The organism is Novosphingobium sp. 11B (genome assembly GCF_054589055.1).
Map to the genome: position 1 here is coordinate 41,374 of NZ_BAAILP010000079.1, position 22,728 is coordinate 64,101.

At 64.0% G+C, this 22,728-nt stretch carries 21 protein-coding genes, 1 tRNA gene and 2 pseudogenes; 11 read left to right on the forward strand and 13 right to left on the reverse strand.

What is annotated here, in order from left to right; translation table 11 throughout:
* Positions 1 to 1,316: glycosyltransferase family 4 protein (locus tag ACYPYD_RS07105; RefSeq protein WP_459662608.1), on the reverse strand; the 1,316-nt coding region annotated here is incomplete at its 3' end.
* Between the two features lie 235 nt (positions 1,317 to 1,551).
* Here ACYPYD_RS07105 and ACYPYD_RS07110 point away from each other — a divergent pair.
* From ACYPYD_RS07110 to ACYPYD_RS07125, 4 genes are all read left to right on the forward strand, one after another.
* A complete protein-coding gene (locus tag ACYPYD_RS07110) occupies positions 1,552 to 2,703 on the forward strand; it encodes a cell wall hydrolase (protein WP_069709283.1) in 1,152 nt (383 codons plus the stop codon).
* Between the two features lie 101 nt (positions 2,704 to 2,804).
* Positions 2,805 to 4,856 carry an acyltransferase family protein gene (locus ACYPYD_RS07115; RefSeq protein ID WP_459662610.1) on the forward strand — a complete coding sequence of 684 codons (2,052 nt, stop codon included), beginning with the start codon at positions 2,805 to 2,807 and terminating at the stop codon, positions 4,854 to 4,856.
* A complete protein-coding gene (locus tag ACYPYD_RS07120) occupies positions 4,853 to 6,463 on the forward strand; it encodes a GMC oxidoreductase (protein WP_459662611.1) in 1,611 nt (536 codons plus the stop codon). The genes ACYPYD_RS07115 and ACYPYD_RS07120 overlap by 4 nt, the downstream gene beginning before the upstream one ends.
* Positions 6,460 to 7,218, forward strand: a complete 759-nt coding sequence (locus tag ACYPYD_RS07125; RefSeq protein ID WP_459662612.1) for an SDR family NAD(P)-dependent oxidoreductase — start codon at positions 6,460 to 6,462, stop codon at positions 7,216 to 7,218. The genes ACYPYD_RS07120 and ACYPYD_RS07125 overlap by 4 nt, the downstream gene beginning before the upstream one ends.
* Before the next feature lie 52 nt (positions 7,219 to 7,270).
* Here ACYPYD_RS07125 and ACYPYD_RS07130 read toward each other — a convergent pair.
* A pseudogene (locus ACYPYD_RS07130) lies at positions 7,271 to 7,357 on the reverse strand (transposase); the annotation flags it as partial.
* Between the two features lie 338 nt (positions 7,358 to 7,695).
* Here ACYPYD_RS07130 and ACYPYD_RS07135 point away from each other — a divergent pair.
* The 5 genes from ACYPYD_RS07135 (at position 7,696) to ACYPYD_RS07155 (ending at position 9,892) form a co-directional block, all read left to right on the forward strand.
* Complete coding sequence (locus tag ACYPYD_RS07135; RefSeq protein WP_008828305.1) at positions 7,696 to 8,205, forward strand: helix-turn-helix domain-containing protein; 510 nt, start codon at positions 7,696 to 7,698, stop codon at positions 8,203 to 8,205.
* Positions 8,206 to 8,305: 100 nt separating this feature from the next.
* The gene (locus ACYPYD_RS07140; protein ID WP_008828304.1) at positions 8,306 to 8,599 is read left to right on the forward strand and encodes a hypothetical protein; all 294 of its coding nucleotides are present in this window, start codon (positions 8,306 to 8,308) and stop codon (positions 8,597 to 8,599) included.
* A gap of 147 nt (positions 8,600 to 8,746) precedes the next feature.
* Positions 8,747 to 9,094 (forward strand): hypothetical protein, encoded by a 348-nt coding sequence (locus tag ACYPYD_RS07145; protein WP_156799878.1) that lies wholly within the window; start codon positions 8,747 to 8,749, stop codon positions 9,092 to 9,094.
* Entirely contained in the window at positions 9,069 to 9,542 is a 474-nt protein-coding gene (locus ACYPYD_RS07150) for a hypothetical protein (protein ID WP_008828302.1), read from the forward strand. The genes ACYPYD_RS07145 and ACYPYD_RS07150 overlap by 26 nt, the downstream gene beginning before the upstream one ends.
* Before the next feature lie 32 nt (positions 9,543 to 9,574).
* Positions 9,575 to 9,892: a hypothetical protein gene (locus tag ACYPYD_RS07155; protein WP_037517656.1), complete on the forward strand. Its 318-nt coding sequence runs from the start codon at positions 9,575 to 9,577 to the stop codon at positions 9,890 to 9,892.
* Between the two features lie 23 nt (positions 9,893 to 9,915).
* Here ACYPYD_RS07155 and ACYPYD_RS07160 read toward each other — a convergent pair whose 3' ends face one another.
* The 5 genes and pseudogenes from ACYPYD_RS07160 to ACYPYD_RS07180 all read right to left on the reverse strand — a co-directional run bounded on the left by ACYPYD_RS07160 (position 9,916) and on the right by ACYPYD_RS07180 (position 14,568).
* Entirely contained in the window at positions 9,916 to 10,218 is a 303-nt protein-coding gene (locus ACYPYD_RS07160; protein WP_008828300.1) for a hypothetical protein, read from the reverse strand.
* A gap of 295 nt (positions 10,219 to 10,513) precedes the next feature.
* Positions 10,514 to 12,154 carry an FMN-binding glutamate synthase family protein gene (locus ACYPYD_RS07165; RefSeq protein ID WP_459662613.1) on the reverse strand — a complete coding sequence of 547 codons (1,641 nt, stop codon included), beginning with the start codon at positions 12,152 to 12,154 and terminating at the stop codon, positions 10,514 to 10,516.
* Complete coding sequence (locus ACYPYD_RS07170; RefSeq protein ID WP_459662614.1) at positions 12,151 to 13,860, reverse strand: thiamine pyrophosphate-dependent enzyme; 1,710 nt, start codon at positions 13,858 to 13,860, stop codon at positions 12,151 to 12,153. The genes ACYPYD_RS07165 and ACYPYD_RS07170 overlap by 4 nt, the downstream gene beginning before the upstream one ends.
* Before the next feature lie 182 nt (positions 13,861 to 14,042).
* Positions 14,043 to 14,276 (reverse strand): annotated as a pseudogene (locus ACYPYD_RS07175) (tyrosine-type recombinase/integrase); the annotation flags it as partial.
* A 218-nt stretch (positions 14,277 to 14,494) separates the two neighbouring features.
* Positions 14,495 to 14,568, reverse strand: a tRNA-Gly gene (locus ACYPYD_RS07180).
* Positions 14,569 to 14,598: 30 nt separating this feature from the next.
* Between ACYPYD_RS07180 and ACYPYD_RS07185 the strand changes: the two genes are divergently transcribed.
* Entirely contained in the window at positions 14,599 to 14,877 is a 279-nt protein-coding gene (locus ACYPYD_RS07185; RefSeq protein WP_459662615.1) for a hypothetical protein, read from the forward strand.
* Here the strand turns inward: ACYPYD_RS07185 and ACYPYD_RS07190 are convergent.
* Positions 14,854 to 16,830 carry an acyltransferase family protein gene (locus ACYPYD_RS07190; protein WP_459662616.1) on the reverse strand — a complete coding sequence of 659 codons (1,977 nt, stop codon included), beginning with the start codon at positions 16,828 to 16,830 and terminating at the stop codon, positions 14,854 to 14,856. The two genes, ACYPYD_RS07185 and ACYPYD_RS07190, sit on opposite strands and share 24 nt — an antisense overlap.
* A gap of 410 nt (positions 16,831 to 17,240) precedes the next feature.
* On the opposite strand from ACYPYD_RS07190, the gene ACYPYD_RS07195 reads away from it, so the two are divergent.
* The gene (locus tag ACYPYD_RS07195) at positions 17,241 to 18,587 is read left to right on the forward strand and encodes a malonyl-CoA decarboxylase domain-containing protein (RefSeq protein ID WP_459662617.1); all 1,347 of its coding nucleotides are present in this window, start codon (positions 17,241 to 17,243) and stop codon (positions 18,585 to 18,587) included.
* A 148-nt stretch (positions 18,588 to 18,735) separates the two neighbouring features.
* Here ACYPYD_RS07195 and ACYPYD_RS07200 read toward each other — a convergent pair whose 3' ends face one another.
* From ACYPYD_RS07200 to ACYPYD_RS07220, 5 genes are all read right to left on the reverse strand, one after another.
* Positions 18,736 to 19,272 (reverse strand): adenine phosphoribosyltransferase, encoded by a 537-nt coding sequence (locus ACYPYD_RS07200; RefSeq protein WP_211149474.1) that lies wholly within the window; start codon positions 19,270 to 19,272, stop codon positions 18,736 to 18,738.
* A gap of 106 nt (positions 19,273 to 19,378) precedes the next feature.
* On the reverse strand, positions 19,379 to 20,218 hold the full coding sequence (locus ACYPYD_RS07205; protein ID WP_008830911.1) for a cytochrome c1: 840 nt from the start codon (positions 20,216 to 20,218) through the stop codon (positions 19,379 to 19,381).
* A gap of 26 nt (positions 20,219 to 20,244) precedes the next feature.
* Positions 20,245 to 21,546 carry a cytochrome b gene (locus ACYPYD_RS07210; RefSeq protein WP_008830912.1) on the reverse strand — a complete coding sequence of 434 codons (1,302 nt, stop codon included), beginning with the start codon at positions 21,544 to 21,546 and terminating at the stop codon, positions 20,245 to 20,247.
* A 23-nt stretch (positions 21,547 to 21,569) separates the two neighbouring features.
* The gene (gene petA, locus ACYPYD_RS07215) at positions 21,570 to 22,103 is read right to left on the reverse strand and encodes a ubiquinol-cytochrome c reductase iron-sulfur subunit (RefSeq protein WP_008830913.1); all 534 of its coding nucleotides are present in this window, start codon (positions 22,101 to 22,103) and stop codon (positions 21,570 to 21,572) included.
* Positions 22,104 to 22,489: 386 nt separating this feature from the next.
* On the reverse strand, positions 22,490 to 22,728 hold a 239-nt coding region (locus tag ACYPYD_RS07220; protein ID WP_459662618.1), incomplete at its 5' end, for a hypothetical protein.

The window sequence follows — 22,728 nt, forward strand, 5'->3', positions numbered from 1 at the left end:
CAGCGCACCAGCGGCTCCAGCAAATCCACCATTCGGGCCGCGCAGCGTTCGGGATCGTGGCGTTCGAGGACGCGGGCGCGGGCACGCTCGCCCATTTGCTCCAGTTCCTCAGGCCAGGCATCGAGCGCGGCGTCCAGTGCCTGCTCGATCGCATCCACGCAGCCAGAAGGCACCAGCCAGCCGACCTCACCGTCGACCAGTTCCGGGATTCCGGCGATGGCCGTGGCGATGACCGGGCGGCGCAGCGCCATCGCCTCCATGAGCACGACCGGCAGCCCCTCGGCGAAACTGGGCAGAACGAGTGCGCGGGCGGAGCGCAGGGCATCGCGGATCGTCTCCGGACTCGCCCAACCGTGCAGGGTGACGGCACCGCCCAGCCCCAGTCGCGCGATCTGGGCCGCGATGATCGCCTCGTCCTCGCCGCCGCCGATCAGGTCCAGCCGGATCGGGCGGCGGGCGGCAACCCGGGCGACGGCCTCCAGCAGCAGCGGCAGGCCCTTCTGGGCGCTGAGACGCGCGACGCAGACGAAGCGCGTGTCGTCTCCGGGCGCGCCCTCGATCGTCGCCACGTCATCGTCCGCGAGCCCCGCGAAGAACGCCGGGTCCGGTGCGCAGTGGACGACGTGGATGCGCGGCCAGTGATCCGGGTGCGACCAGCGCATCAGCTGCCCGCGGCCGAAGCTGGACACGCCCACCACGAAGGCGGCCTCGGCGATCTTGCCCGGCAGGTCGAGGCCGCGCGGCGCATCGAATTCGTCCGGGCCGTGCGCGGTGAAGCTGTAAGTCACCGGCGCCAGCCGTGCCACCAGACGCGCCACCATCGCCGGGTTCGTCCCGAAATGGGCATGGAGATGCGAGACTCCCGCCGCCTCCAGCCTGCACGCCAGCAGCGCGGCTTCGGCGAAGTAGGCCAGCGCACGAATGCGATTGCCGCTTCCGCCGGTTCGCCAGGCCAGTTGCAGCGCGCGCAAGGCGGCTCGAGGGTGCCGGGCAAAGCGATCCAACATCGCCGACGCAAGCGCCCCTCGATCCTCCAGCAGCGCCGTAGTGCGGGCCGCCTCGGCGCGCTCAGCTGCATCTGCGGGGGCTTCTCCGGCACGGCGCACGGTGAAGCGGTGGACCGCGAACCCCTGCCGCTCCAGCGCCGCGATCTCGGTCTGGATGAAGCTGTGGCTGATCTTCGGATAGACGTTGCTGAGATAGGCGATCGCCGCGCGCGCGCGGGGCGGCGAAGCGCGGCGTGAAGCGCCTGCCCACTGCATACCCGAATCGTGCCTGAAGGCGAGCGGCGCGGCGGCCGGTTCGATGATCTCCATAATCCCGTCATTATGCTCCCTGCGGAAGCCCACGGCATTGCGGGTTTTACTTAGGGAATTGACGGTGGGAGCCCCGGGAGCGTGATCCCCCGGATGCCCCCCGGGTGCCCACCGTGGGATGAATCGGTTTCACTGCGGGAGACCGGTCTTGTCGGCATTTGCCGCCTTTCGTTCCAGATGGTTGGGCAAGCATCGGAACCGCGAGCAGCCGTCGGCCGGGCGTGGGAGGACGGTCATGCGCCGGGCCATGGTCAAGGGTAGGACGTGGCTCGGTGCATGCCTGGCCCTCGTCGCCGTCGCCACCGTTCCCGCCCAGCACCCCGTCGCCAGTCCGCTGCCGCGCTTCACCGCGCCGCCGGTGGTGCGCGGCGCCTTCGACGCGCCGGACGATGCTCCGCTGCCTCCGGCCGATGCGCAGTCGCAACTGGCGCGCACCTTCAACGCCGCCGTGCCGCTGGCGGGGGGCGTCATCATCGCGGCCCAGCCGTTCTACTTGCGCGCCGCGCCCGAGGATCTGGCACGCGCGACCGACTGCCTCGCCGCTGCGGACTACTACGAGGCGGGCCTCGGCATCGCCGACCAGCGCGCGGTCGCGCAGGTCGTGCTGAACCGGGTACGCCACCGCGCCTTTCCCGCCAGCGTCTGCGGCGTGGTCTTCCAGGGTTCGGAGCGGCGCACCGGCTGCCAGTTCACTTTCACCTGCGACGGCTCTCTGCTGCGCCGCACGCCCTCCGCAGAAGCCTGGCAGCAGTCCCGCCGCGTCGCCACCGAGATGCTGCTGGGCCAGGTCGATCCGACCGTCGGCCTGGCCACGCATTACCACACCGACTGGGTGAGCCCGGCGTGGGATCGCACGATGGACAAGATCGCGGTCGTGCGCACCCACCTGTTCTACCGCTGGCGCGGCACGCAGGTTTTCGAGATGCGCCACACCGGCAGCGAGCCGGACATCGCGATGCTCGCCCGCATCTCCGACGCCCATCGCGCCGCGACGGTCGGCTCGGAAGCGCCGCAGCTGCAGTTCCTGCCGGTTATCCCGACCGGACAGCCTCCCCTTGCGGCACCGACACCGCCGGCCGCGCCGAGGTCGGGTCTCGGCAGCGTCCTGGCTGCACCGCCACCGAACGTCTTCCTCGTGACCCTGCCCGCAGGCGGCACCCCCGCCAGCTTCCGCGCTATGGCCGAGCAGCGCTGCGCCGGGGTGAGCCAGTGCCGCTTCATCGGCTGGACCGACGCCGCCCGCACCCCCCGCGCTCTGCCGATGCCCGGCAGTTCGGTCGATGCGATTACCTTCATCTTCGAGCGCCGCAGCACCGCCACCGCGCCCGAGAACCTGCGCTGGGACTGCACCCGCTTCGCGCCTGAAGGCACGGGGCATTGCATCTGATGCGCAGGGGATGCCCCCTTCCGAAAAGTTCGACCGACCTTTGCCGAATTCCGCCGGGACGGCCCGGAACCTAGACATTCCATCGAGGGAGAAATCGCAACGTGTCGGCAGCCCAGCATGGACCTTATCGCCGGGAAATAGACGGACTGCGCGCCATCGCGGTGCTGGCCGTCGTGCTCTACCACTTCGCGGTGCCGGGCCTGAAGGCGGGTTTCGTCGGCGTCGACGTGTTCTTCGTGATCTCCGGCTTCCTGATCGGCGGGATGCTGTGGTCCGAGCTGCTGGATGCGGGCCGGATCGACCTCGGCCAGTTCTACCTGCGCCGCATCCGCCGCCTGGCGCCCGCCTTCTTCGCGATGGGCTCCGCCAGCGCAGTGATCGGCTGGTTCGTGCTGCTCCCCTACGAGCTGCGCAACTTCGGCAAGGAACTGATCGCGTCCAGCCTGTGGATGTCCAATGTCCTGTTCTACCGCGAGGCGGGCTACTTCGATTTCGGCGCCGACAGCCGGGTGCTGCTGCACACCTGGTCGCTTTCGGTGGAGGAGCAGTTCTACATCTTCCTGCCGCTGCTGCTGACCGTGCTCGCACTCGCGCGTGTCGGGCCGAGGGTGATCCTGGGCGTGCTGATCGCGGTCTGGGCAGGCTCGCTGCTGGCCTGCGTGGCCATGACCGCCGGCTATCCGGTGATGACCTTCTACCTCTTCCCGTTCCGCGCGTGGGAAATGCTGTCGGGCGTGCTGCTGGCGATCGCGCTGCGCGGCGCGGCGCTGACCCCGCGCCTGCAGGCCGTGCTGGCAAGCGCCGGGTTCCTGCTGCTCGCCGCCTCCTTCCTGCTGATCGACAGCGCAGGCTTCCCCGGCTGGCAGGCCCTGCTTCCAGTGGCGGGCAGCGCCGCACTGCTGGCGGGAGCGACCAATGCAAGTGGCAACCCCGGCACCGTGCTCTCGCACCCGGCGATGGTCTTCGTCGGGCTGATCTCCTACTCGCTGTATCTGTGGCACTGGCCGCTGCTGATCCTTTCGCGGTACTGGCGCGGGCACTATGCCTCACCGCTGGAGACCGCCGCATGGCTGGCGCTGGTCCTCATCGTCGCGGCGCTGAGCTGGCGCTTCGTCGAGCAGCCCTTCCGTCGCAGCCGCCGCGTCACCTCGCCAGTGCTGCTGGGCAGCGCAGCCGTGGCCGCCGGCGCGACCCTCGCGGTCGGCGCGGTAACGTTCCTCGCCAACGGCCTGCCCGACCGCTTCTCCCCCGAAACGCAAGTCTACATCGCCGCCTCGAGCGGATTCCTGCAGGACACCAGCCGCTGCCGCCATCAAGAGAACGGCCCGCTCGCCGGTATCCGCACATGCGCCATCGGCCCCGACGGCCCGCCCGAGGTGCTGATCTGGGGCGACAGCCACTTGCGCGCGCAGATGGACGGCCTCGCCATGGCCGCGCGCGAGGCGGGGCGGCCCGGCATCATCATCTGGCGTGCCGGATGCCCGCCGCTGTTCGGCCTCGCCAAGCAGGAGAGCGCATCGACGCCCGACCAGGACGTCCTCTGCGCCGAGGAGAACCGGCGCATCCGCGCGGCGATCCGGCAATATCCCGGCATCCGCCGCCTGCTGCTGGTCGGCCGCTGGGCCTACTACGCCGACGGCCGGGGCGTGGGCCGCGACGCTCACAACCTCATTACCCTCTCCCCCGATGCCGGGTCCGGCCTCCCGCAGGGGGACGGACAGGCCGCCCTGTTCGGCGCCGCGCTCAAGCTCACGGTGGCGGAGTTGAACGGCGAGGGCCGCGAGGTCTACCTCCTGCGGCAAGTCCCCGAACTACCCCAGTTCGACAGCATCCGCGTCGCCCGCGATCTCGCCTACGGACGGCTTACCCCCGATCAGGCCCGCACGCTCGCCAGCGTGCAGATGGCCCCCCTGCGCGATCGCAACCGTCAGGCGGAAGCACCGATCGATCAGCTAGTCGCCGACCGGCAGGTGCGCCTGATCGACCCATGGCCACGGCTCTGCCACGGCAGCTGCAGCGGCATGGTAAAAGGCGCTTCGCTCTATTTCGACAACAACCACATGACCTACGAGGGCTCGGTGCGCCTGCGCGACCTGTTCGTGCCGTTCCTCCTCGGCACAGGCCCCACGACGATAGCGGCGGCAGGCCGGTGACCCCGGGCGAACTCACCCGAAAGCACTGGGACGTCATCGTCATCGGCACCGGCATCGGCGGGGGTACGATAGGTCGCCGCCTTGCCGAGCGCGGCCTCTCGGTCCTGTTCGTAGAGAAGGGCCGCGCCGGACACCGCGCCGAGCAGAACCACATGGCAAGCGACGAGATCACCGATCCCGTCGCCCGCCTCGTGCGCGGATCGTGGCCCGAGACCATCCACGCCCGCATCGAGGGACAGGAACACCGCGTCCATCCCGCGATAGGCGCCGCCGTTGGCGGCTCTTCCGTCTTCTACGCCGCCACGCTCGAACGGCCCGAGCCGCACGATCTCGACCACAGCGCCGAGCGCCCGCACCCAACTAACGGTTGGCCGGTCAGCTTCTCTGCGATGCTCCCCTACTTCGACGCGGCGCAGGCCCTGTTCGAGGTGCGCGGTCAGCCGGACCCGCTCGCTACCCACCTGACACCCAACCTCACGGCAGGCCCCGCGATGTGCGAGGGCGATGCCCGGCTGATGGAGGGCATGCGCCGCTCCGGCCTGCACCCCTACCAGTTGCACAGCGCAATGCGCGGCCTTGAAGGCTGCGGCTCGTGCCTCGGCCGCAAGTGCCCTCGCGCCTGCAAGCTGGACGGCCGCTCTGCAGGGGTCGAGCCCGCTCTCGCCACCGGTCGCGCCGCCATAGCCGATCGCTGCGAGGTTATCGAACTGCGCGGCGACGATACCCGCGTTACCCGCGTCGTCGCCCGCCGCGATGGCGAGACGCTGGAGTTCACTGCGTCCCACGTGGTGCTCGCCGCAGGCGCACTGTCCTCGCCGCGCATCCTGCTCGCCTCGCGCTCGGACTGGGCCGAGGGCTGCGGGAACGCGCGCGGCCAGGTCGGGCGATACCTGATGTTCCACCTCAACGAGATGTTCGCACTCTGGCCCCGGCGCAAAGAGGGCTACCCGCAAGCCGCCAAGTCCATCGGCTTTCGCGACCTCTATCACGCCGAAGGGCATCGTTTCGGCATGGTCCAGGCGATGGGGCTGGATGCGGGCGAAGGCGAGATTCTCAGTTACCTGCGCGGCAAGATCGCACGCAGCCCGCTGCGCCGCCTGCCCGGCGCGAGCCAGATGGCGCGCATACCCGCGAAAGTCGCGGCGCGGGTTCTGGGGCAGGCCAAGGTCTTCGTCGGTCTGCTCGAAGACATGCCCTATGCCGAGAACCGCGTCTCCGCCGATCCCAACCGTCCCGGCGGTATCCTGATAGACTACCGCTTCAGCCCCGAACTCCACCAGCGCCGCAAGCTGTTCCGAAAGCTGATCCGCGCCTCGCTGGGACGGCAGCGCGTTCTGTTCCTGACGTATCAGCCGGAGCTGAACTTCGGCCATCCCTGCGGAAGCCTGCGCATGGGGACCGATCCCGCGAAGTCCGTCGTCAATGCCCAGTGCCGGGTTCACGGCATGCGCAACCTGTGGGTGGCCGACGCCTCGTTCATGCCAACCTCGATGGGGGTCAACCCCAGTCTGACCATCGCCGCCAACGCGCTGCGGGTCGGCGATGCGATTCTCAAGGCTGCGGGAACATCGGACCTGGAACACCGTGCCATGAGCCTCGTGTCATGACGCTGGCCATCGTCACCGGGGCCGGTCAGGGCCTTGGCCGCGCGGTGGCGCTGGAACTCGTCGCGCGCGGCTGCATTGTCGCGGGCCTCGCCCGCAGCGAGAGCGACCTTGCCGCCACGTCGAAGCTATGCGCCACCGCCGGGGCGTTCCACCCCATAGCCTGCGACGTATCCGATTACGACGCCCTGCGCGGCGCCTTCGACGCGATCCGCCGCATCGGCCCGATCGCCATCCTCATCAACAACGCCGCCGTCTACCCCCGCCGCGATTTCCTCGACGAGACGCCCGAAAGCTTCATGCACACGATGGCGATCAACCTCGGCGGCATGGTCGCCTGCAGCCGCCTCGCGCTGGAGGACATGGTGAGCCGGGGCACCGGCCGCATCGTCAACGTCACCAGCTTCGCCGACCTCGCGCCGATTCCGGCGAGCGGCGCCTACTCGGTCTCCAAGGGCGCGGGACGAATCTTCACCCGCGCACTGGTCGCGGACCTCGAGGGGCGCTTTCCGGACATCGTGATCAGCGACTGGATCCCCGGTGCCCTGCGCACTGCGATGGGCCTGCCCGACGGCATTCACCCGGCCGACGCAGCCCGCTGGGGCGCCGAACTCGCGCTGTCGAGCGATCCCTCGCTGAACGGCACCCTGTGGGAGCGCAACAACGAGGTCCTGGAGCCGCAATCGCTCAAGCGCCGAGTATTCAACCGCCTGATGCTGCGCCCAGCGCCGACGCCGAGGATGCTCTGCGCTGCGTGAGCCATAGAGGTAGCGGGAACGGGATGAGCCACCGCCTTCCGCTTGGCACCAGGCGGCACACGTCCGCCGTCGCCATTCCGGCCTCCTGCTCCTTCGATACCGCGATGATCTGTTCGTCGCTGAACCTGCTCCGCTTCATATCCATCCGACTCCTTCAAGCGGCGGACTCTGCTCAAATCTGGAGGAAATCCACGGGCTCAGACCAGCGGCTCTGCCGACGATACACCGCAGTTGGCGCGGTCGGAGCAACCTGCGAAGGCAGCGCTTGGCCGCGCCAAAGGCGCGGAGGCAGTCATCTTCACCTGCTCGCCGAGCCAGATTTGCCAGACTTGCATCCCGCGCCGGGCGATGAATCGGTAACTAACGACTTTGGCACTGCGTCAATCAAGCGAGGTTACCGGTTGCAAACAGTGCTAGGATGCTTTTCAGCCTCCAACCGTGTGTGGAAACGAAGGGCGAGGCACGAGGGGCTGCAAGATGCGGGAATGGTCAGAAGGGGAGCTTCGGCAAAAGCTGTCTGCCCGGCAGTACGAGGTTCTCTCGCTGGTTGCCCGGCACCTGTCTTCCAAGGAGATCGGCGCAAGCCTTGGGCTGTCCTACAAGACCATCGACAATCATGTCGCCGACCTGATGGTCAAGCTGGGGGTTTCCAGCCGGGCCGATGCGGCGCGTATTTTCCTAGACGCATCAAAGGGTAGGGAGCGGCTACCTAGTGCGCCGCAACCGCTCGACAGCGACGAGGATGCCGAGGCACAGAGCACTCGTCCGGAAGAAACGAGAGCCGGAGCAGAAGACCAAGCGAGGGCAACGCACCCTCGATGGGAATTCTCGCGGCTCCTCAGTCTTCCTCCGGTCGGGGGCTCCCGTCATGACCTGACGATGGCGCAGCGCATGGCGATGATGGGACAGGTTGCGCTTGTCTCCGTCGTCGGCCTGGCCGCGATCGTCACGGTGATGGTCGGAATTCTCAGCCTGCTCGGCAGGTGAGCTTCACTTCACGGCAAACCTCAGCGTGATTCACGCATCGGAGAAACATATGCGTCTTTCGGAAGCAGGCGGACGAGCGGTCGCCACGGAAATTTCTGGCATGTTCAAGAGCGTCGACACGGCCCTTTTCGACGCCGCGCGCCTTGCCGCGACCATCATGGAGACCAATGCCGCATCCAGCGTCCCGCCGGCCCATCTGCAAAGTGCGCTGGATTCGGCTGCAGCCGGTTTCGCCAAGCTGGTGGAGGGCCGCAAGGACATGGTGCAGATGCATCGCAAGCTCGCCTTCATCAAGGGCGAATCGCAGCACCGGGAGACGGATTGGGGTTGCTTCGGCGACGATAGCCCGAGCGGGCTGCTGAAGACCCCCGAGACGGCGACGGCCCGAGTGTAATCCGGAAAGGGGTGATGGCCTTGACGTCGAACGTCGCAGGTTGAAGTCAAGGCCATGCTCCTGAACCTCGTCTTCGGAATACTCATGTTCGTATCCTGCCTGCCAGCGCTGCTGTGGGGCGGGTGGGAAGGGCGCAGGATATGCCTCATGTTCGTGGTCGCTGCGCTGGCGACCTATATCGGCGCAACGACGTTCAAGACCCAGATCAGCCTCGCGCACTCCACGGTCATGGTGGACTTCGTGCTGCTCATCGGCCTCGCGCATCTCGCGGCGAAGACCGACCGGTACTGGCCCTTGTGGATATGCGCGTTTCAAGCACTCAGCGTCATCTCGTTCCTGGCCTGGGAAATCGTTCCCAATACGCCCCGGCTGTTCAAGGCTGCCTCGGCGGTGTGGAGTATCCCGCAACTGATCGTTCTGTGCGTGGGTCCAATACTCGACCTTCGGCATTCCTCCCGGGGAGCGCGCCGTGCTGAACCTCCATACGCTGACTGACGAACTGGCGCATATCCTCGGAGATCACGCCGAGATCGAGTGCGAGATCGACAACGTTCAGTCCTATCTCGACGGGATTGCCGCACGCCGCAAGGTTGCCCCCGACATCGATGAATGCGCCTGGCTGATGCTCCTTGGCCTTTACCGGGCGGGCAGTGCTCGAAAGGGGGAAATGACCGTCGCGCAGGTTTGTGCTGCGGCGGCCTGTTCATCGAGCAAGGCCATCACGCACGTCTCCTCCTTGCTCAAGGACGAACTCGTCTGTTTTCAGGCAGAGGATGACCGGTCGCAACCTCCTCTCGTCATCACGAAAAAAGGGAGCAAGATGGTGAGCGCATGGCTATCGCTCATGCATCTCGGCGCCCGTACCCCGATAGCTGTCACAACGACATCGATCGTTTCCGCGCTCGAGACCCTTGCCAGGCGCAACAGCCCCGCCGCCGATTGATGGCGCGACCAGGCCAAGACATTGAGACATTCATGAGCACCACATACTGGACGGCGTTCGGTATCGCCGACCAACCAAGGCAGGGGCGTTCGCAGATCGACCGCAGGCGCGCGCTCATCGAGGTCGTGTCGAAAATCGCGTGCAGCGCGGTCTGGACTGAAACGCCAGATTTCATGATCTTCGATTCCCGGATCGCGATAGACGACATCACGGACCGCTTCAAATCAGCCATCGACGATGAGGTGGATCTGTTCGTTCTGGTCTGCACGCATTCGAAAGCCGGGCGGATCGTTGGCGCGAACCCGGACAAGGATATCTTCAAACTGATGACCTCGATCGAGTCAGGCTGAGACCTGAGCCGACACTCGCCAGATCAGCTGGGGAAGTTCGCATCCACGAACAACCTCGTGAACTCGAACGGACTGATCTCCAACCCCTGTTCACTGGCGGATCGCCTGCTGGCCTCCCAGACAGAAGCGATCTCGGAAACGTAGCCCTCGCTGAAGCTCATCCGTTCAGCGACGATTTCAAACCAGGGCCGCGTTCCTTCAGCCTGGACAAACGTCGGGGAGAGGAGGTGGATTGCCTGTTCCTGCTGCTCGGTCAGTTCACCGATCGCGCGCAGCACGAAGGAGTCGAGATACTGGAGAAATGGCTTTTCGGCATAACGCATCATGGCCTGGCTCCCTGACGGGCAGTATAGACCCAAAGGTCCCCGGCATCCAGCCGGGAACACGCAAGTGCTGGAATAACAACCTCTTCCCGCAGTCTCATTCGGGCATGAACCACAGTCGACCTGCCCTTGCTGCAAGATTTGTTCCGCCGCAGCCCGTGTCGTCGTAAAGGCAGGTTGGAGCCTGCATATTTAAACACAATTCATGCTTCCTCCGCAGTGAGCAGGCAAATGAACGAAGATTCGATCGCCGCCATTTCTGCATTGCGATGAATTGCACGGTCGAAGTGGCCGATTGTCAGACTTCGCATCGCTTGAAAGAGGTTGGATCTGCCTGCGCCCACCACTTCGCAGTGCGAGGATCGCGAGCGCCGGAAAGCAGTTCACCGGGTTCAACGAAGGCATAGAGCTCATCAACGGAACGCATCTCCACCGCACTGATACGCTGGCGCAGACCGTCCGGGGTGAATTCATCGGGCGACTGTAGACCGCAGGCAACGACGATGTCGTGAAGCGCTTCAAGCGTCGTCCGTTGGAAACGGGCGACGCGCTCGGCTTTCTCCGGGATCACCAGAGCCCGCTGACGGGCCGGTGACTGCGTGGCGACACCGGTTGGGCACGTATCCGTGTGACAGCGCATGGATTGCACGCAGCCCAGCGAGAACATGAACGAACGCGCGGCATTGCACCAATCGGCACCCAGCGCTGCATTCATGGCAATACCCGCACCGGAACTTACTTTGCCCGATGCTGCCAACTTCACGGGCCCTTTCAGATTCGCTCCCACCAGCGCGTTACGCGCCAGGATCAATCCTTCTCGCAGCGGCATTCCTACCCGATCGGAAAGTTCCGTCGGCGCTGCGCCGGTTCCGCCTTCAGCACCGTCGATGACGATGAAGTCCAGAAGGATTCCCGTCTCCAGCATAGCCTTCGTCACGGCAAACAGCTCGTGCGGATAACCTACGCACAGCTTGATGCCCACCGGCTTGCCGCCCGACAACTCGCGCATGCGGGCGGCAAATTCGACCAGCTCGACGGGCGTGGAGAACGCTGAATGCCAAGGTGGCGAAAGGCAATCCTCGCCCTCGGGCACATCGCGTGTCCCGGCGATCTCGCGGGTTACCTTCGGGCCGGGCAGAAGGCCCCCATGCCCCGGCTTGGCGCCTTGGCTCAACTTGATTTCGGTCATCTTCACGGCATCGTTCGCGGCCCGTTCGGCGAAGCGGCCGGGATCGAATCGGCCCTCCTTGTCGCGGCAGCCGAAATAGCCCGAACCGATCTCCCAAACGACGTCGCCACCGTGCTTCAGGTGATAAGGTGACAGGCCGCCCTCGCCGGTGTCGTGATAGAATCCGCCTATCTTCGCGCCCAGGTTCAGCGCCTCGATAGCGTTCGCTCCCAAGGCGCCGAAGCTCATGGCCGAAATATTCAGCCGTGCCGCATCATACGGCTGCGAGCACTGCGCGCTTCCGACGTGCACGCGCGTTTCCTTGGGGGCGTCACGCGAAGGCGCAATGCTGTGTGCCAGCCATTCATATTCGTCGGAATAGACGTCGAGTTCGGTTCCGAAGGGGTGGGCCGCTACATCGCCCTTGGCGCGCGCGTAGACCAGCGCTCGCTCGTCGTGGCTAAAGGGCCGGCCGTCGAGATCGCTCTCGACGATATAGGCGCGCAGGAAAGGCCGCAGCCATTCAAAGAACCAGCGGAAGCGTGCGGACGCTGGGTAGTTCCGGCGCAGCGAATGCCTCGTCTGGAACAGGTCCACCAGCGAAATCACCAGAACAGGCAGGCTGGCTAGCAGCAGCCAGAATGCCATCGGATGGCGCGGCCCCGCGACAAGCACGGCGACCGTTGCAGCCAGCGCCGCCAGCAGAACGAGATTGCGCGACAGCGCATGGTCGCGGGTCAACGCGGCGACCAGCCCGGGCCAAGTGCTCATGGGAGCAGATTGCGGATCAGGCCCGCGACATCGCGGCCCCGGCCGCCCAGCAAGGCCTTTGCAGAATAGAGCGCCATGCCCGCCACCTGCCCGGCCTCGACTTTTGGCGGCATTACCAGTTCGAACCGGTCGGTCACCACGTCCAGCAGTGCGGGTCCGGGCGTCGCCAGCCAATCCCGCACCGCGCCTTCCAGTTCCTCCGCCTTTTCCACTCGGCGCCCCCAGAACCCGACCGCTTCGGCAACACGGCCGAAGTCGGGATTGAGCAGGTCCGTATAAGTGTCCAGGAACCCCTCCACCTTCTGCTCGATCTCCACGAAATCGAGCGCGCTGTTGTTGAACACGGCGACCTTGATAGGCAGCTTCTCCTGCACCGCCGTGAGCAGGTCACCCAGCATCATCGCGAGCCCTCCGTCACCTGAAAGCGAGATCACCGTTCGATCAGGGTATGCTGCCTTGGCGCCCAGGGCCTGCGGCATCGCGTTGGCCATCGTCCCATGGCTGAGGCTGATGACGGTGCGGTTGTGCCCAGTTGAGGTGACGTGACGCAGGCACCACACCATCGGTGAACCGCCGTCTGCGGTGTAGATTGCATCGTCGGGCGCCAACCGGGAAATCGTCTCGGTCAGGTATTGCGGATGGATCGCCCCACCCTTGCCGATGCGCGCGTGCTTGCCCTGCCGTTCCTCGGTCTTCGCCCGGTGCGCCAGGCAGTCGTCGAGGAAAGCACGGTCCGAACGAGCCTGCAAACGGGGCAGCAGTGCACTCAAGGTAGCCTGAACATCCCCGACGACGCCCAGGTCTACCGGATGCCGGCGGCCAAGATGGGTGCCGTCGAGATCGATCTGGATGATCGTCGCCTTTTCAGGATAGAACTGGCGCCAGGCGAAATCGCAGCCGAGCAGTAGCAGCGTGTCGCACGCCATCAGCGCGTGGTAACCGGCGTCTCCGCCAAAGATGCCGGTCATACCGACATCGAAGGGATTGTCGTGTTCGAGGAAGTCCTTTGCGCGCGAGGTATGCGCGACCGGGGCCTGAAGTGCGTGCGCCAAAGCCACCACCTCGTCGTGCGCCTGCTCGCAGCCAGAACCGCCGTAGATGGCGATCTTCTTGCCCTTGCCCAGCAGGCTTGCGATCTGGTCGAGTTCCGGGTTGGAGGGGCGCACCAGCGGATTTGCACGGTGCACTGCGAAGGGCGGCTCCTCGGGCGCCTTTGCGCTCGATATGTCGGCAGGCACGATCAGCACTGCGACCCCGCGTTTGGCCAGCGCGGCCTGTGCGGCCATCGCGGTCTTGCGACGGGCCTGCTCCGGCGTGCGGATTTCCTCGCAGAACACCGAGCAGCTTTGGTAGACCGAGCGGAAATCCACCTCCTGCGGAAAATCGAAACCCAGTTCGTCGCGCACGATCTGGCTTGCGATCAGCACCACCGGCGCACGGTTGCGATGGGATTCAAACAAGCCGTTTATGAAATGGAGGCTGCCTGGGCCGCACGACCCCGCGCACAGCGCCAGTTCGCCGGTCAGCAGCGCATCCGCTCCGGCCGCAAAACCGCCCGCTTCCTCATGCCGCACGTGGACCCATCGGATGTCGCTGGTTCGGATCGCATCGGTCACGTGGTTGAGCGTATCGCCCGACACGCCGTAGCAGCGGGATGCGCCCGCCGCCGCAAGGGTTTCGACGATAACTTGCGCGACAGTCGCCATGAATATTTCTCGTGTGTTGCCAGAAGCCACAAGAGAAAGCCCCGAAGGTTGAGCCTGTTCCGAACGAGTGCCTTCGGCTTTCGTGCACTCCGGACACGCGGCGCCCGCCGTAGATGGTCTGTTCGATGGTCCGGCCTGGCCCGGTCCAGACGATGCGGAATCCAGGCAGCGCGCCGTTTGCCTCACCTTTTACTGTTAGATGCGTTCCTGAGGCTATCGAGATTATCGCTCCACCACGGCGACATAGCCACGCGTTCATTCCAGTGAGCGCCGCGATGGTACGCAGCCCGAACTCTATCGCTATCGCCGTGGGCGAGCGCGCGTTCGATCGCATCAGGGTGCCATTTCCCTCTTTCGTTCAGCAGCGTGGATGCTGTTGCTCGAAAACCATGGGCCGTCATTTCATCGGTCGAATAGCAATGTCTGTAAGGGCCATATTCCGCGCCTTTCGCGAGATGACACCCCCAGCATGGGGGCATCTCCAATCGACCCGAGAACGCGAAACCCCAAAAGACCCCCACAATTGCATGGATGCCGGTGGACGGGGGTACGCAAACCCGGACGAACCAAGGCACAAAAGCCTAGGTTTTCTGCGGATTTTATACCATTTTCAGGGTGATTTTTGAAGGGCAAATGGAGCGGGTAGCGGGAATCGAACCCGCATAGCCAGCTTGGAAGGCTGGAGCTTTACCACTAAGCTATACCCGCATTACCGGCCCGCCCAAGGACAGACCGTTGATGCGCTCGCCGCTTGCCACGACGATGACCGCCTCGTCAACGTATCTTTTCCAATCTTCGACATCCATGGCACCGCAACGCCTTTACGAAGCGAAGCGATGCGATCGTCGTTCCGCCTTGCGCCCGGACAATGCCGGTTCACATAAAGATTCGATACTCGGGAAACTGCAGGCGTGGCGTCACGCGTCCTGTGGGGACGACCGCACAATCGACCGTACGATCACGACCTCCATCACCATCTGTTTCGAAATTCAATCACAGAAGATGCTCTATGGTTGAAACCACACTTTTTGCGGCATGCGCAGAAATATGGCTATCATCCAGAAAGTTTGCATTTCGTCCGTTATAAACCGCACAATACTTTTGATCAGGGCACATTACCGGAAGATAATCGACAAGATCGATCTTGGAGTTCTTACCCACCAACCCTTCAAGATCTTTCTGATAGAACAGCGTATCTGAATAAAGATCGGAGCTGCAATTCCTGAAATCCATATTGCGGTAGGCAGCCCTGCTTGCACAGGAAAACGCTTTATTTTCGCCGGTTGGAGCGATACCCATCAGGATCAGTTTATATCCGCCGGGCGGCAGTTGCTCTCGCATTCTTGAAAACCGATCAGCCATGATGCGCTGGGTGCCATCCGGACTTGCGACTTCATCACCATCCGTCAGCAGTCCACCGCCTGAAAGGTAAGTCCTCCAGTTTCCTGCGACGATAAGCCCCTTCAACTTTGGTATGGCCGCAACCCGTTCGATTGCCTCGCTGTTGAACTGCCGGCAATCGCGGCGCATCTCCGAATTCGGCAACATCGTCGTATCGGGGATGGGCGCACACCCCGCCTTGGTTATGATCAGGCCAGCATAGCCATTGGCATCCGCGATCTCACGAAACGCCGGGATCAACTGCGTGGCATGAGAATCGCCCCAAAGCACCAAAGTGGGCTGCCGGGTGGGATCGCCGATCACGCATTGCGCAGAAGTCGAAAGTTCCGCGCCGCGCATGAGGCAAGGATCGCGCTGGAATGAACTGGACTCGGCTGCGGCCTGACTCACCCAGGCCGGCATCGGGTGCCGCCCCTGCAAGCCATTGGTGAACAGCATCGACGCGCAAACGAGGCCCATCGCAATTACCGGCGCCACTGCCATCGGTGCCCACACCTTCATGCGCGCGCGCGTTGCCGGGATGCGGCGGAAAATAGGCTCCACCCCCGCATACAGCACATGCGCGGCGCCAAACATGACGGCGATCTGGACGAGTTTCACAGCCATCGACACTTCAGTTGTCGAGGCAAGTCCCCAGAATACGATGATGGGCCAGTGCACAAGGTAAAGAGGATAAGAAATCCTCCCGATATATTTCATGACGACGTTGCATAGAAATGAAGAAACCAGGTTTTCGAATTGCCCGCCGAAAATGATCAATGCCGCGCCAATGCAGGGGATCAGGGCATGCAAACCCGGGAATGGCGTGGTCTTTTCAAAAAAGAAAATGGAATAGCCAACAATCAATATTCCGGCGGATACAAGTACGCCAGCTACGCTCTTTTTAATTTGCAAACCTAGATTGCCGGAAAGGCCAAGAAGGCCTCCGATCGCCAACTCCCATGCACGAGCGGGCAGCATGTAGAAGGAGAAACTGGGATTGCTCTTCAGAAGAAGCTCTGAACAAATAAGACTGATGATGATTACGGCCGATAATACAGCCTTGACCCCATGCCTGCCGAAAAACTTCAGCGACAGAACGATCACCATCGGCCAGAAGATATAGAATTGCTCTTCAACCCCCAAGGACCATGTGTGTAACAGCGGCATCTCTTCCGCAGATGGGCTGAAATAGTCATTTTTCTTAAAGAAATAAATATTTGACAGGGAAATGGACGCCGACAAGGCACTTTTAGAAAAATTTTCCAACTCTGACGGCAGCAATATAAAAACAGCCGCAACGGTCGATGCGATAAGTACAGCAATTAAAGACGGAAATATTCGTCTCACCCGCCGTAAATAAAATTCCATTAAATTAAATTTTTCCGTCACACTTCTGTTGTATATATCTTGGGTTATCAAAAATCCGGAAATGACAAAGAAAATATCTACGCCAACAAACCCGCCCGGAATCGCGGAAAAGCCCATGTGAAAAAGCAGCACGCTCAAGACCGCAATCGCGCGCATGCCTTCTATGTCCGGCCGGAACTTGATGAAGTTGGATTTCTCGATTTGTCTCAACTGCGTCATCCGAATTGCCCCTGCCTCATATTGCGGAAACAGATGAGGTAGAAATACGGAAGCCGAACAAATTGAGTGATGTCAACATCGATTGCGCTGCATCGCAGCATGCGATGGCGAACTCGAAAGAACTGTCGAAGCAGTACTTCCGGCCCATCCCGCTTGATCCTGCAGCCCCGCAAGATTCCAAGGTTCCTGGCTGAAGGCGTTTGCCGGAGCCCAAACGCCGACATCCGTGACACTTTGGTGCGCGTCGACCGATCGCCAGGGCGGCTTCTGCCGTTCAAGGCACGGAAAACTGCCGATCCGGACTATTCCTCCTGTCCCGAACGCCGCGCATCGCGGCTTCGACGTATTCTCTCGCAGGTGCAGCGATGATAGCCTGACATCTCAAAGCTGCTGACGAGAACGAGGTCATCATGAACACGCCCCGGACGCGCACACCCGCCGAGACTGCCTCCGCGCGGCGGCGCAACCCGCTCGACCTGCTGATGAATTCCGGGCTGGGCAAGCTGCTGCGCGGCATCGGCGTCGCCCCCCGGCCCGCGAGCGGAGAGAGCCTGCTCGACCTTGCCGATGCCCTTCTTTCGCTTCGCGGGCGGGCTTCGGGACCGGCGCTCGCGTCGGCGTTCTTCGATCTCTACGAAGCGAGCGACCTTGCCGCGCGGCAGGAATTTCTCGGCAAGGTGCACGATCTCCACCCGGCCGACGCCAAGGCCATCGACCAGGCCATCGCCAGATGGAACGACAAGCGGGACGAGGCTTCCGCCCTCGCCCTCAACGTCGCCAGCAAGTCGCCCAGCCGGCGGCTGATCAACCAGCTCAACCTGGCGCCGCAGGGCACCCAGCGCCTGATCGACTTGCGCGAAGATTTGCTGGCGGTGCCGCGCTCGGCCTCCACCTCAGGCCTGGCCGCGCTCGACCGTGATCTGGAGAACGCCTTCACGGCCTGGTTCAATGCCGGCTTCCTCGAACTGCGGCGGATCGGCTGGGACAGCTCCGCGCAGCTGCTGGAGCGCATCATCCGCTACGAGGCGGTCCACCAGATCCAGGGCTGGGACGACCTTCGCCGCCGGGTCGAGCCGGTCGACCGGCGCTGCTACGGCTTCTTTCACCCGCAGATGCAGGACGATCCGCTGATCTTCGTCGAAGTCGCGCTGACGCAGCAGATTCCCGGCTCCATCCACGAGATCATCTCCGAGGAGCGTGAGACGATCGCCCCGCGCGAGGCCAACTGCGCGATCTTCTATTCGATCAGTAACTGCCAGGTCGGGCTCAAGGGTATCCCCTTCGGCAACCACCTGATCAAGCGCGTGGTCGGGCTGCTCAAGGAAGAACTGCCGCACCTCAAGACGTTCGCCACGCTTTCACCGGTGCCGGGCTTTGCCAAGTGGCTGGCGAAGGAGCAGGATGCCGATGCCCCGGTCCCCGGCGCGCAGGAATTGCGCAGGCTGGCAGCGCGCTACCTGGTCGAGGCGAAGAAGGGCGGGCAGCCGCTCGATCCGGTGGCGCGATTCCACCTCGGCAACGGCGCACGGCTTGAGGCGGTGCATGCCAATGCGGACCTCTCCGCCAATGGGCAGAAGCAGGCGCACGGCGTCATGGTGAACTACCTCTACGATCTTGCCGACATCGAGGCGAACTTCTTTGCGCTGACCGAACTGGGCACCGTCGTCACCTCGAAGGCGGTGCAAACGCTTCTGGAGGAGCCGGAAGGCGGGGCGAAGAAGGGTGGGAAGAAGGCCAAGGAGACGGTGGCGGCCTGAGCGGCAGGTCCACCCTCCCACCCCGCTGCGACTAAGTCTTGCGGACTAAGTCTCGCTGCCCCTCCCGCTTGCGGGAGGGGGAAACCCGACCTCTCATTCCCCTCCCGCTTGCGCGAGGGGGCAGGGGTGGGCTTTTTCCCTTAGCGCCTCAATGCCCCTCAAAGGCCATCAGCGCCTCGGCCGGAACGCCTGCATCGCGCAGCCGTTGCGCGCCGCCGAGGTCAGGCAGGTCGATGGCGAAGAGCGAATGCACCACCTCACCCCCTGCCCGGCGTAGCAGTTCCACCGCCGCCAGCGCCGTGCCGCCGGTGGCGATGAGATCATCGACCACCACCACGCGGGCGCCGTCCGGCACCGCGCCCGGATCGACCTCCAGCGTGTCTGTGCCGTATTCCAGCGCATAGTCGATCGCGAGGACCGGGACCGGCAGCTTGCCCGGCTTGCGCACCGGCACGAAGGGCAGGCCCATGCGCGCCGCCATCGCCGCGCCGAACACGAAGCCGCGCGCCTCGATCCCGGCGATCACCTCGGCCCCGGCCGCTTCGGCACGGTCCGCCATGTGCCCCACCGCCGCTGCGAAGCCGGGGCCATGGCCGATCAGGGTGGTGACGTCACGGAACAGGATTCCGGGCTTGGGGAAGTCGGGGATCGTGCGCACCAGCTGGCGGAGGTCTTCGACGGTCACTTTTGCATCTCCGGCAGCTCATAAGCAAAGCGCCCCGCCATCACCGTGGATGGCGGGGCGCCGGAGCCCTTAGCAGGTGGAAGCGCTTACGTCAGCGCTTCTTGGATCAGTGCTTCTTGCCCGCCCAGATGTTGCGGTAGGACATATAGCCCAGCACCGTCGCGAAGATCAGGAAGAGCACCACGGCAAGGCCGGTCTGGTTGCGCTTTTCCAGCTTCGGCTCGGCGGTCCAGACGAGGAAGGCCGAGACGTCCTTCGCCATCTGGTCGACCGTCGGCTTCGGGTTGCCCGGGCTGTATTCCACCTGACCGTCGGCAGTCAGCGGCGGCGCCATCGCGAGGTTGAGGTTCGCGAAGTACGGGTTGTAGTGCAGGCCGTCAGGCGTCTTGGCGTCCGGGAACTCCTTCAGCAGCGCGGCGGGCTGGGCCTGGAAGCCGGTCAGCAGCGAGTAGACGTAGGGGCCGCCTTCGTGGCGCGCCTTGGTCATCAGCGACAGGTCTGGCGGGATCGCGTTGTTGTTCGCTGCGCGCGCGGCCGTGTCGTTGGCGAAGGGCTTGGGGAAGTAGTCGGTCGGCAGGCCCGGACGGGTGTTCGCCTCGCCGGTGGTGGGGTCCACGCCGGGGACCTGGAAGCCCGCCGCGATTGCCTTCACCTGGCCTTCGGAATAGCCCAGCGCCGCCAGGTCGCGGAAGGCGACGTGGCTGAGCGAGTGGCAGGCCGAGCAGACTTCCTTGTAGATCTGGAAGCCGCGCTGCAGCTGCTGCTTGTCGAACTTGCCGAAGGGGCCGTCGCTGGCGAGGTGGAGTTCCTTGGGGTGCAGGTGGAACTCGTGCTCGGCAGTCGCTGCGGGCGGTTCGGTGATCTGCGTGTAGGCGCCCTTGCCGAACGACCACGCCAGCGCGACCGTGAAGAACAGCCCGACGAGGATCGAGAGAATGCGTGCCATGTCTTTCGTCTTTCGTTCTGGCTGGATCAGACGGCCGAAGCCGGGGCGGCGGAAACGTCGAGTACGGCCTCGTCATCCTTGCCGAGCACCGATTCGGTGATCGAGAACGGCAGCGGCAGCGGCTTTTCGATCGCCGAGACCACCGGGATGATGATGAGGAAGTGCGCGAAGTAGTAGAGCGCCGCCAGCTGCGAGATCATCACGTAGGGCTCTGCCGCCGCCGCACCGCCGCAGTAGAACAGCACCAGCATCGCCGGGATCAGGCCGAAGAAGAAGAACTTGCGGTACAGCGGACGGTAGCCGCCCGAACGCACCGGCGACTTGTCGAGCCAGGGCAGGAAGAACCACACCAGGATCGCGCCAAACATGGCGAGCACGCCCATCAGCTTGGCCGGGATGAAGAAGAAGTCCTGCGTGAAGGCGCGGAGGATCGCGTAGAACGGCCAGAAGTACCATTCGGGCACGATGTGCGCGGGCGTGCTCATCGGGTTCGCCGGGATGTAGTTGTCCGGGTGACCGAGCGCGTTGGGGAAGTAGAACACCGCGATCGCAAAGAGGATCGCGAAGACGCCGATCGCCCAGCCGTCCTTGGCGACGTAGAAGGGGTAGAACGGCACCGTGTCCGAGCTGGACTTCACTTCCACGCCGGTCGGGTTCGACGAGCCGGGGATGTGCAGTGCCCAGATGTGCAGGATCACCACGCCCAGGATCACGAAGGGCAGCAGATAGTGCAGCGAGAAGAAGCGGTTGAGCGCAGCGTTGTCAGGCGCGAAACCGCCCAGCAGCCACTGCTGCAACGGCTCGCCCACGAAGGGGATCGCGCCGAACAGGCCGGTGATGACCTTGGCGCCCCAGAAGCTCATCTGGCCCCAGGGAAGCACGTAGCCCATGAAGGCGGTGGCCATCATCAGCAGGAAGATCACCACGCCCAGCAGCCACACCATTTCGCGCGGCGCCTTGTACGAGCCGTAGTAGAAGCCGCGGAAGATGTGGATGTAGATGACGACGAAGAAGGCCGAGGCACCGTTTGCATGCGCATAGCGCATCAGCCAGCCCCAGTTCACGTCGCGCACGGTCATCTCGATGGTGTCGAACGCCACGGCGGTATTGGCCGCGTAGTGCATGGCCATGACGATGCCGGTGACGATCTGCAGCACGAGGCAGAGCCCCGCAAGGAAACCGAAGTTCCAGAAATAGTTGAGGTTGCGCGGAACCTCGTAGCCACCACCCACGGCATTGTAGACGAGGCGCGGGATCGGCAGCCTGTCGTCCATCCACTTCATGAAGGGATGCGCGGGGGTGTAGTGCTTTGCCCAGGGAAAGCTCATGTTCTTGATCCTCTCTCTTGGGCTCAGCCGATTTTGACGACGGTGTCGGACGAGAACTCGTACTTCGGCACCTCGAGGTTCTTGGGCGCGGGGCCTTTGCGGATGCGCGCCGCGGTATCGTAGGCGGAACCGTGGCAGGGGCAGAAGTAGCCGCCGAACTCGCCCTTCACTTCACCTTCGCCGGCGCCCAGCGGCACGCAGCCGAGGTGGGTGCACACGCCCATGGTGATGAGCCAGTTCTCCTTGCCCTCCTTGGTGCGCTCCTCCAGCGTCTGGGGATCGCGCAGCGAGGCGACATCGACCTTGTTGGCGGCCTCGATCTCATGCGGGGTCAGGTTGCGCACGAAGACGGGCTGCTTGCGGAACACCGCCTTGATCGCCTGTCCGGGCTGGATCGCCGAGATATCGATTTCGGTGGAAGATGCCGCGAGAACGTCGGCCGATGCCGACATCTGGCTCACGAGCGGGACGACGATCCCGATTCCTGCAACGCCTGCAGCGCTGACTGCGGCGATGTTGATGAAATCGCGCCGCCTTACGCCCTCTGTTTCTGCCATGTTTGCCCTTGCCTTGCTTTCGACAACCCTCTCTGCCGGAGGTGCGGCAGGAGGTCTATCAGACCGAATGGTATCCTGGTATCCCCCGTACCGGTTGCGAGCCATGGGCAAAACCCATGAATCTCCCGGCTTTGGGGCTTCTGTTATACATGAACGTGGCCTGTGCCAACCTTGATTTTGGTCAAGGCAAGCTACTGTAACGGACTGAAGTTAGGGCGATCGGCTTGGCGATACCGGTGATTTCGGGGTGGGACGGTGGTGATGGCGCGTTCGGGCTGCCGAAGCATGGCAGGCCGCAGCGCTCGGCCTCGGGGGGCTTCGACAAGCTCAGCCTGAGCGGGTTGGGGCCTATGAGGGAGACGCCGACGTTTCGCCCCTGCCCTTCGTCATCCTGAACTTGTTTCAGGATCCATCGCGCAGTTGGTGCCGAAGCCCGAAGGCGAAACCGCCCCGTCGATTTGGCCGCTCATGAACTGGGCGATCGGCCTGTTGGGCCCTGAAACAAGTTCAGGGTGACGGCGGATTTGGGTGATGGGGTGGACGCCCCCCGACGGCATCGATGTGCCATAGTGGAGGTGTTGAACACCACTTGAGGAGGCGTCCGTGTCGGAAGTTACCACAATCG

Coding starts and splice junctions, on each gene's coding strand:
- ACYPYD_RS07110 (WP_069709283.1), top strand. CDS start 1,552: ATGCGCCGGGCCATGGTCAAGGGTAGGACGTGGCTCGGTGCATGCCTG.
- ACYPYD_RS07125 (WP_459662612.1), top strand. CDS start 6,460: ATGACGCTGGCCATCGTCACCGGGGCCGGTCAGGGCCTTGGCCGCGCG.
- ACYPYD_RS07135 (WP_008828305.1), top strand. CDS start 7,696: ATGCGGGAATGGTCAGAAGGGGAGCTTCGGCAAAAGCTGTCTGCCCGG.
- ACYPYD_RS07140 (WP_008828304.1), top strand. CDS start 8,306: ATGTTCAAGAGCGTCGACACGGCCCTTTTCGACGCCGCGCGCCTTGCC.
- ACYPYD_RS07145 (WP_156799878.1), top strand. CDS start 8,747: ATGTTCGTGGTCGCTGCGCTGGCGACCTATATCGGCGCAACGACGTTC.
- ACYPYD_RS07155 (WP_037517656.1), top strand. CDS start 9,575: ATGAGCACCACATACTGGACGGCGTTCGGTATCGCCGACCAACCAAGG.
- ACYPYD_RS07160 (WP_008828300.1), bottom strand. CDS start 10,218: ATGATGCGTTATGCCGAAAAGCCATTTCTCCAGTATCTCGACTCCTTC.
- ACYPYD_RS07165 (WP_459662613.1), bottom strand. CDS start 12,154: ATGAGCACTTGGCCCGGGCTGGTCGCCGCGTTGACCCGCGACCATGCG.
- ACYPYD_RS07170 (WP_459662614.1), bottom strand. CDS start 13,860: ATGGCGACTGTCGCGCAAGTTATCGTCGAAACCCTTGCGGCGGCGGGC.
- ACYPYD_RS07185 (WP_459662615.1), top strand. CDS start 14,599: ATGCGCTCGCCGCTTGCCACGACGATGACCGCCTCGTCAACGTATCTT.
- ACYPYD_RS07190 (WP_459662616.1), bottom strand. CDS start 16,830: ATGACGCAGTTGAGACAAATCGAGAAATCCAACTTCATCAAGTTCCGG.
- ACYPYD_RS07195 (WP_459662617.1), top strand. CDS start 17,241: ATGAACACGCCCCGGACGCGCACACCCGCCGAGACTGCCTCCGCGCGG.
- ACYPYD_RS07205 (WP_008830911.1), bottom strand. CDS start 20,218: ATGGCACGCATTCTCTCGATCCTCGTCGGGCTGTTCTTCACGGTCGCG.
- ACYPYD_RS07210 (WP_008830912.1), bottom strand. CDS start 21,546: ATGAGCTTTCCCTGGGCAAAGCACTACACCCCCGCGCATCCCTTCATG.
- petA (WP_008830913.1), bottom strand. CDS start 22,103: ATGGCAGAAACAGAGGGCGTAAGGCGGCGCGATTTCATCAACATCGCC.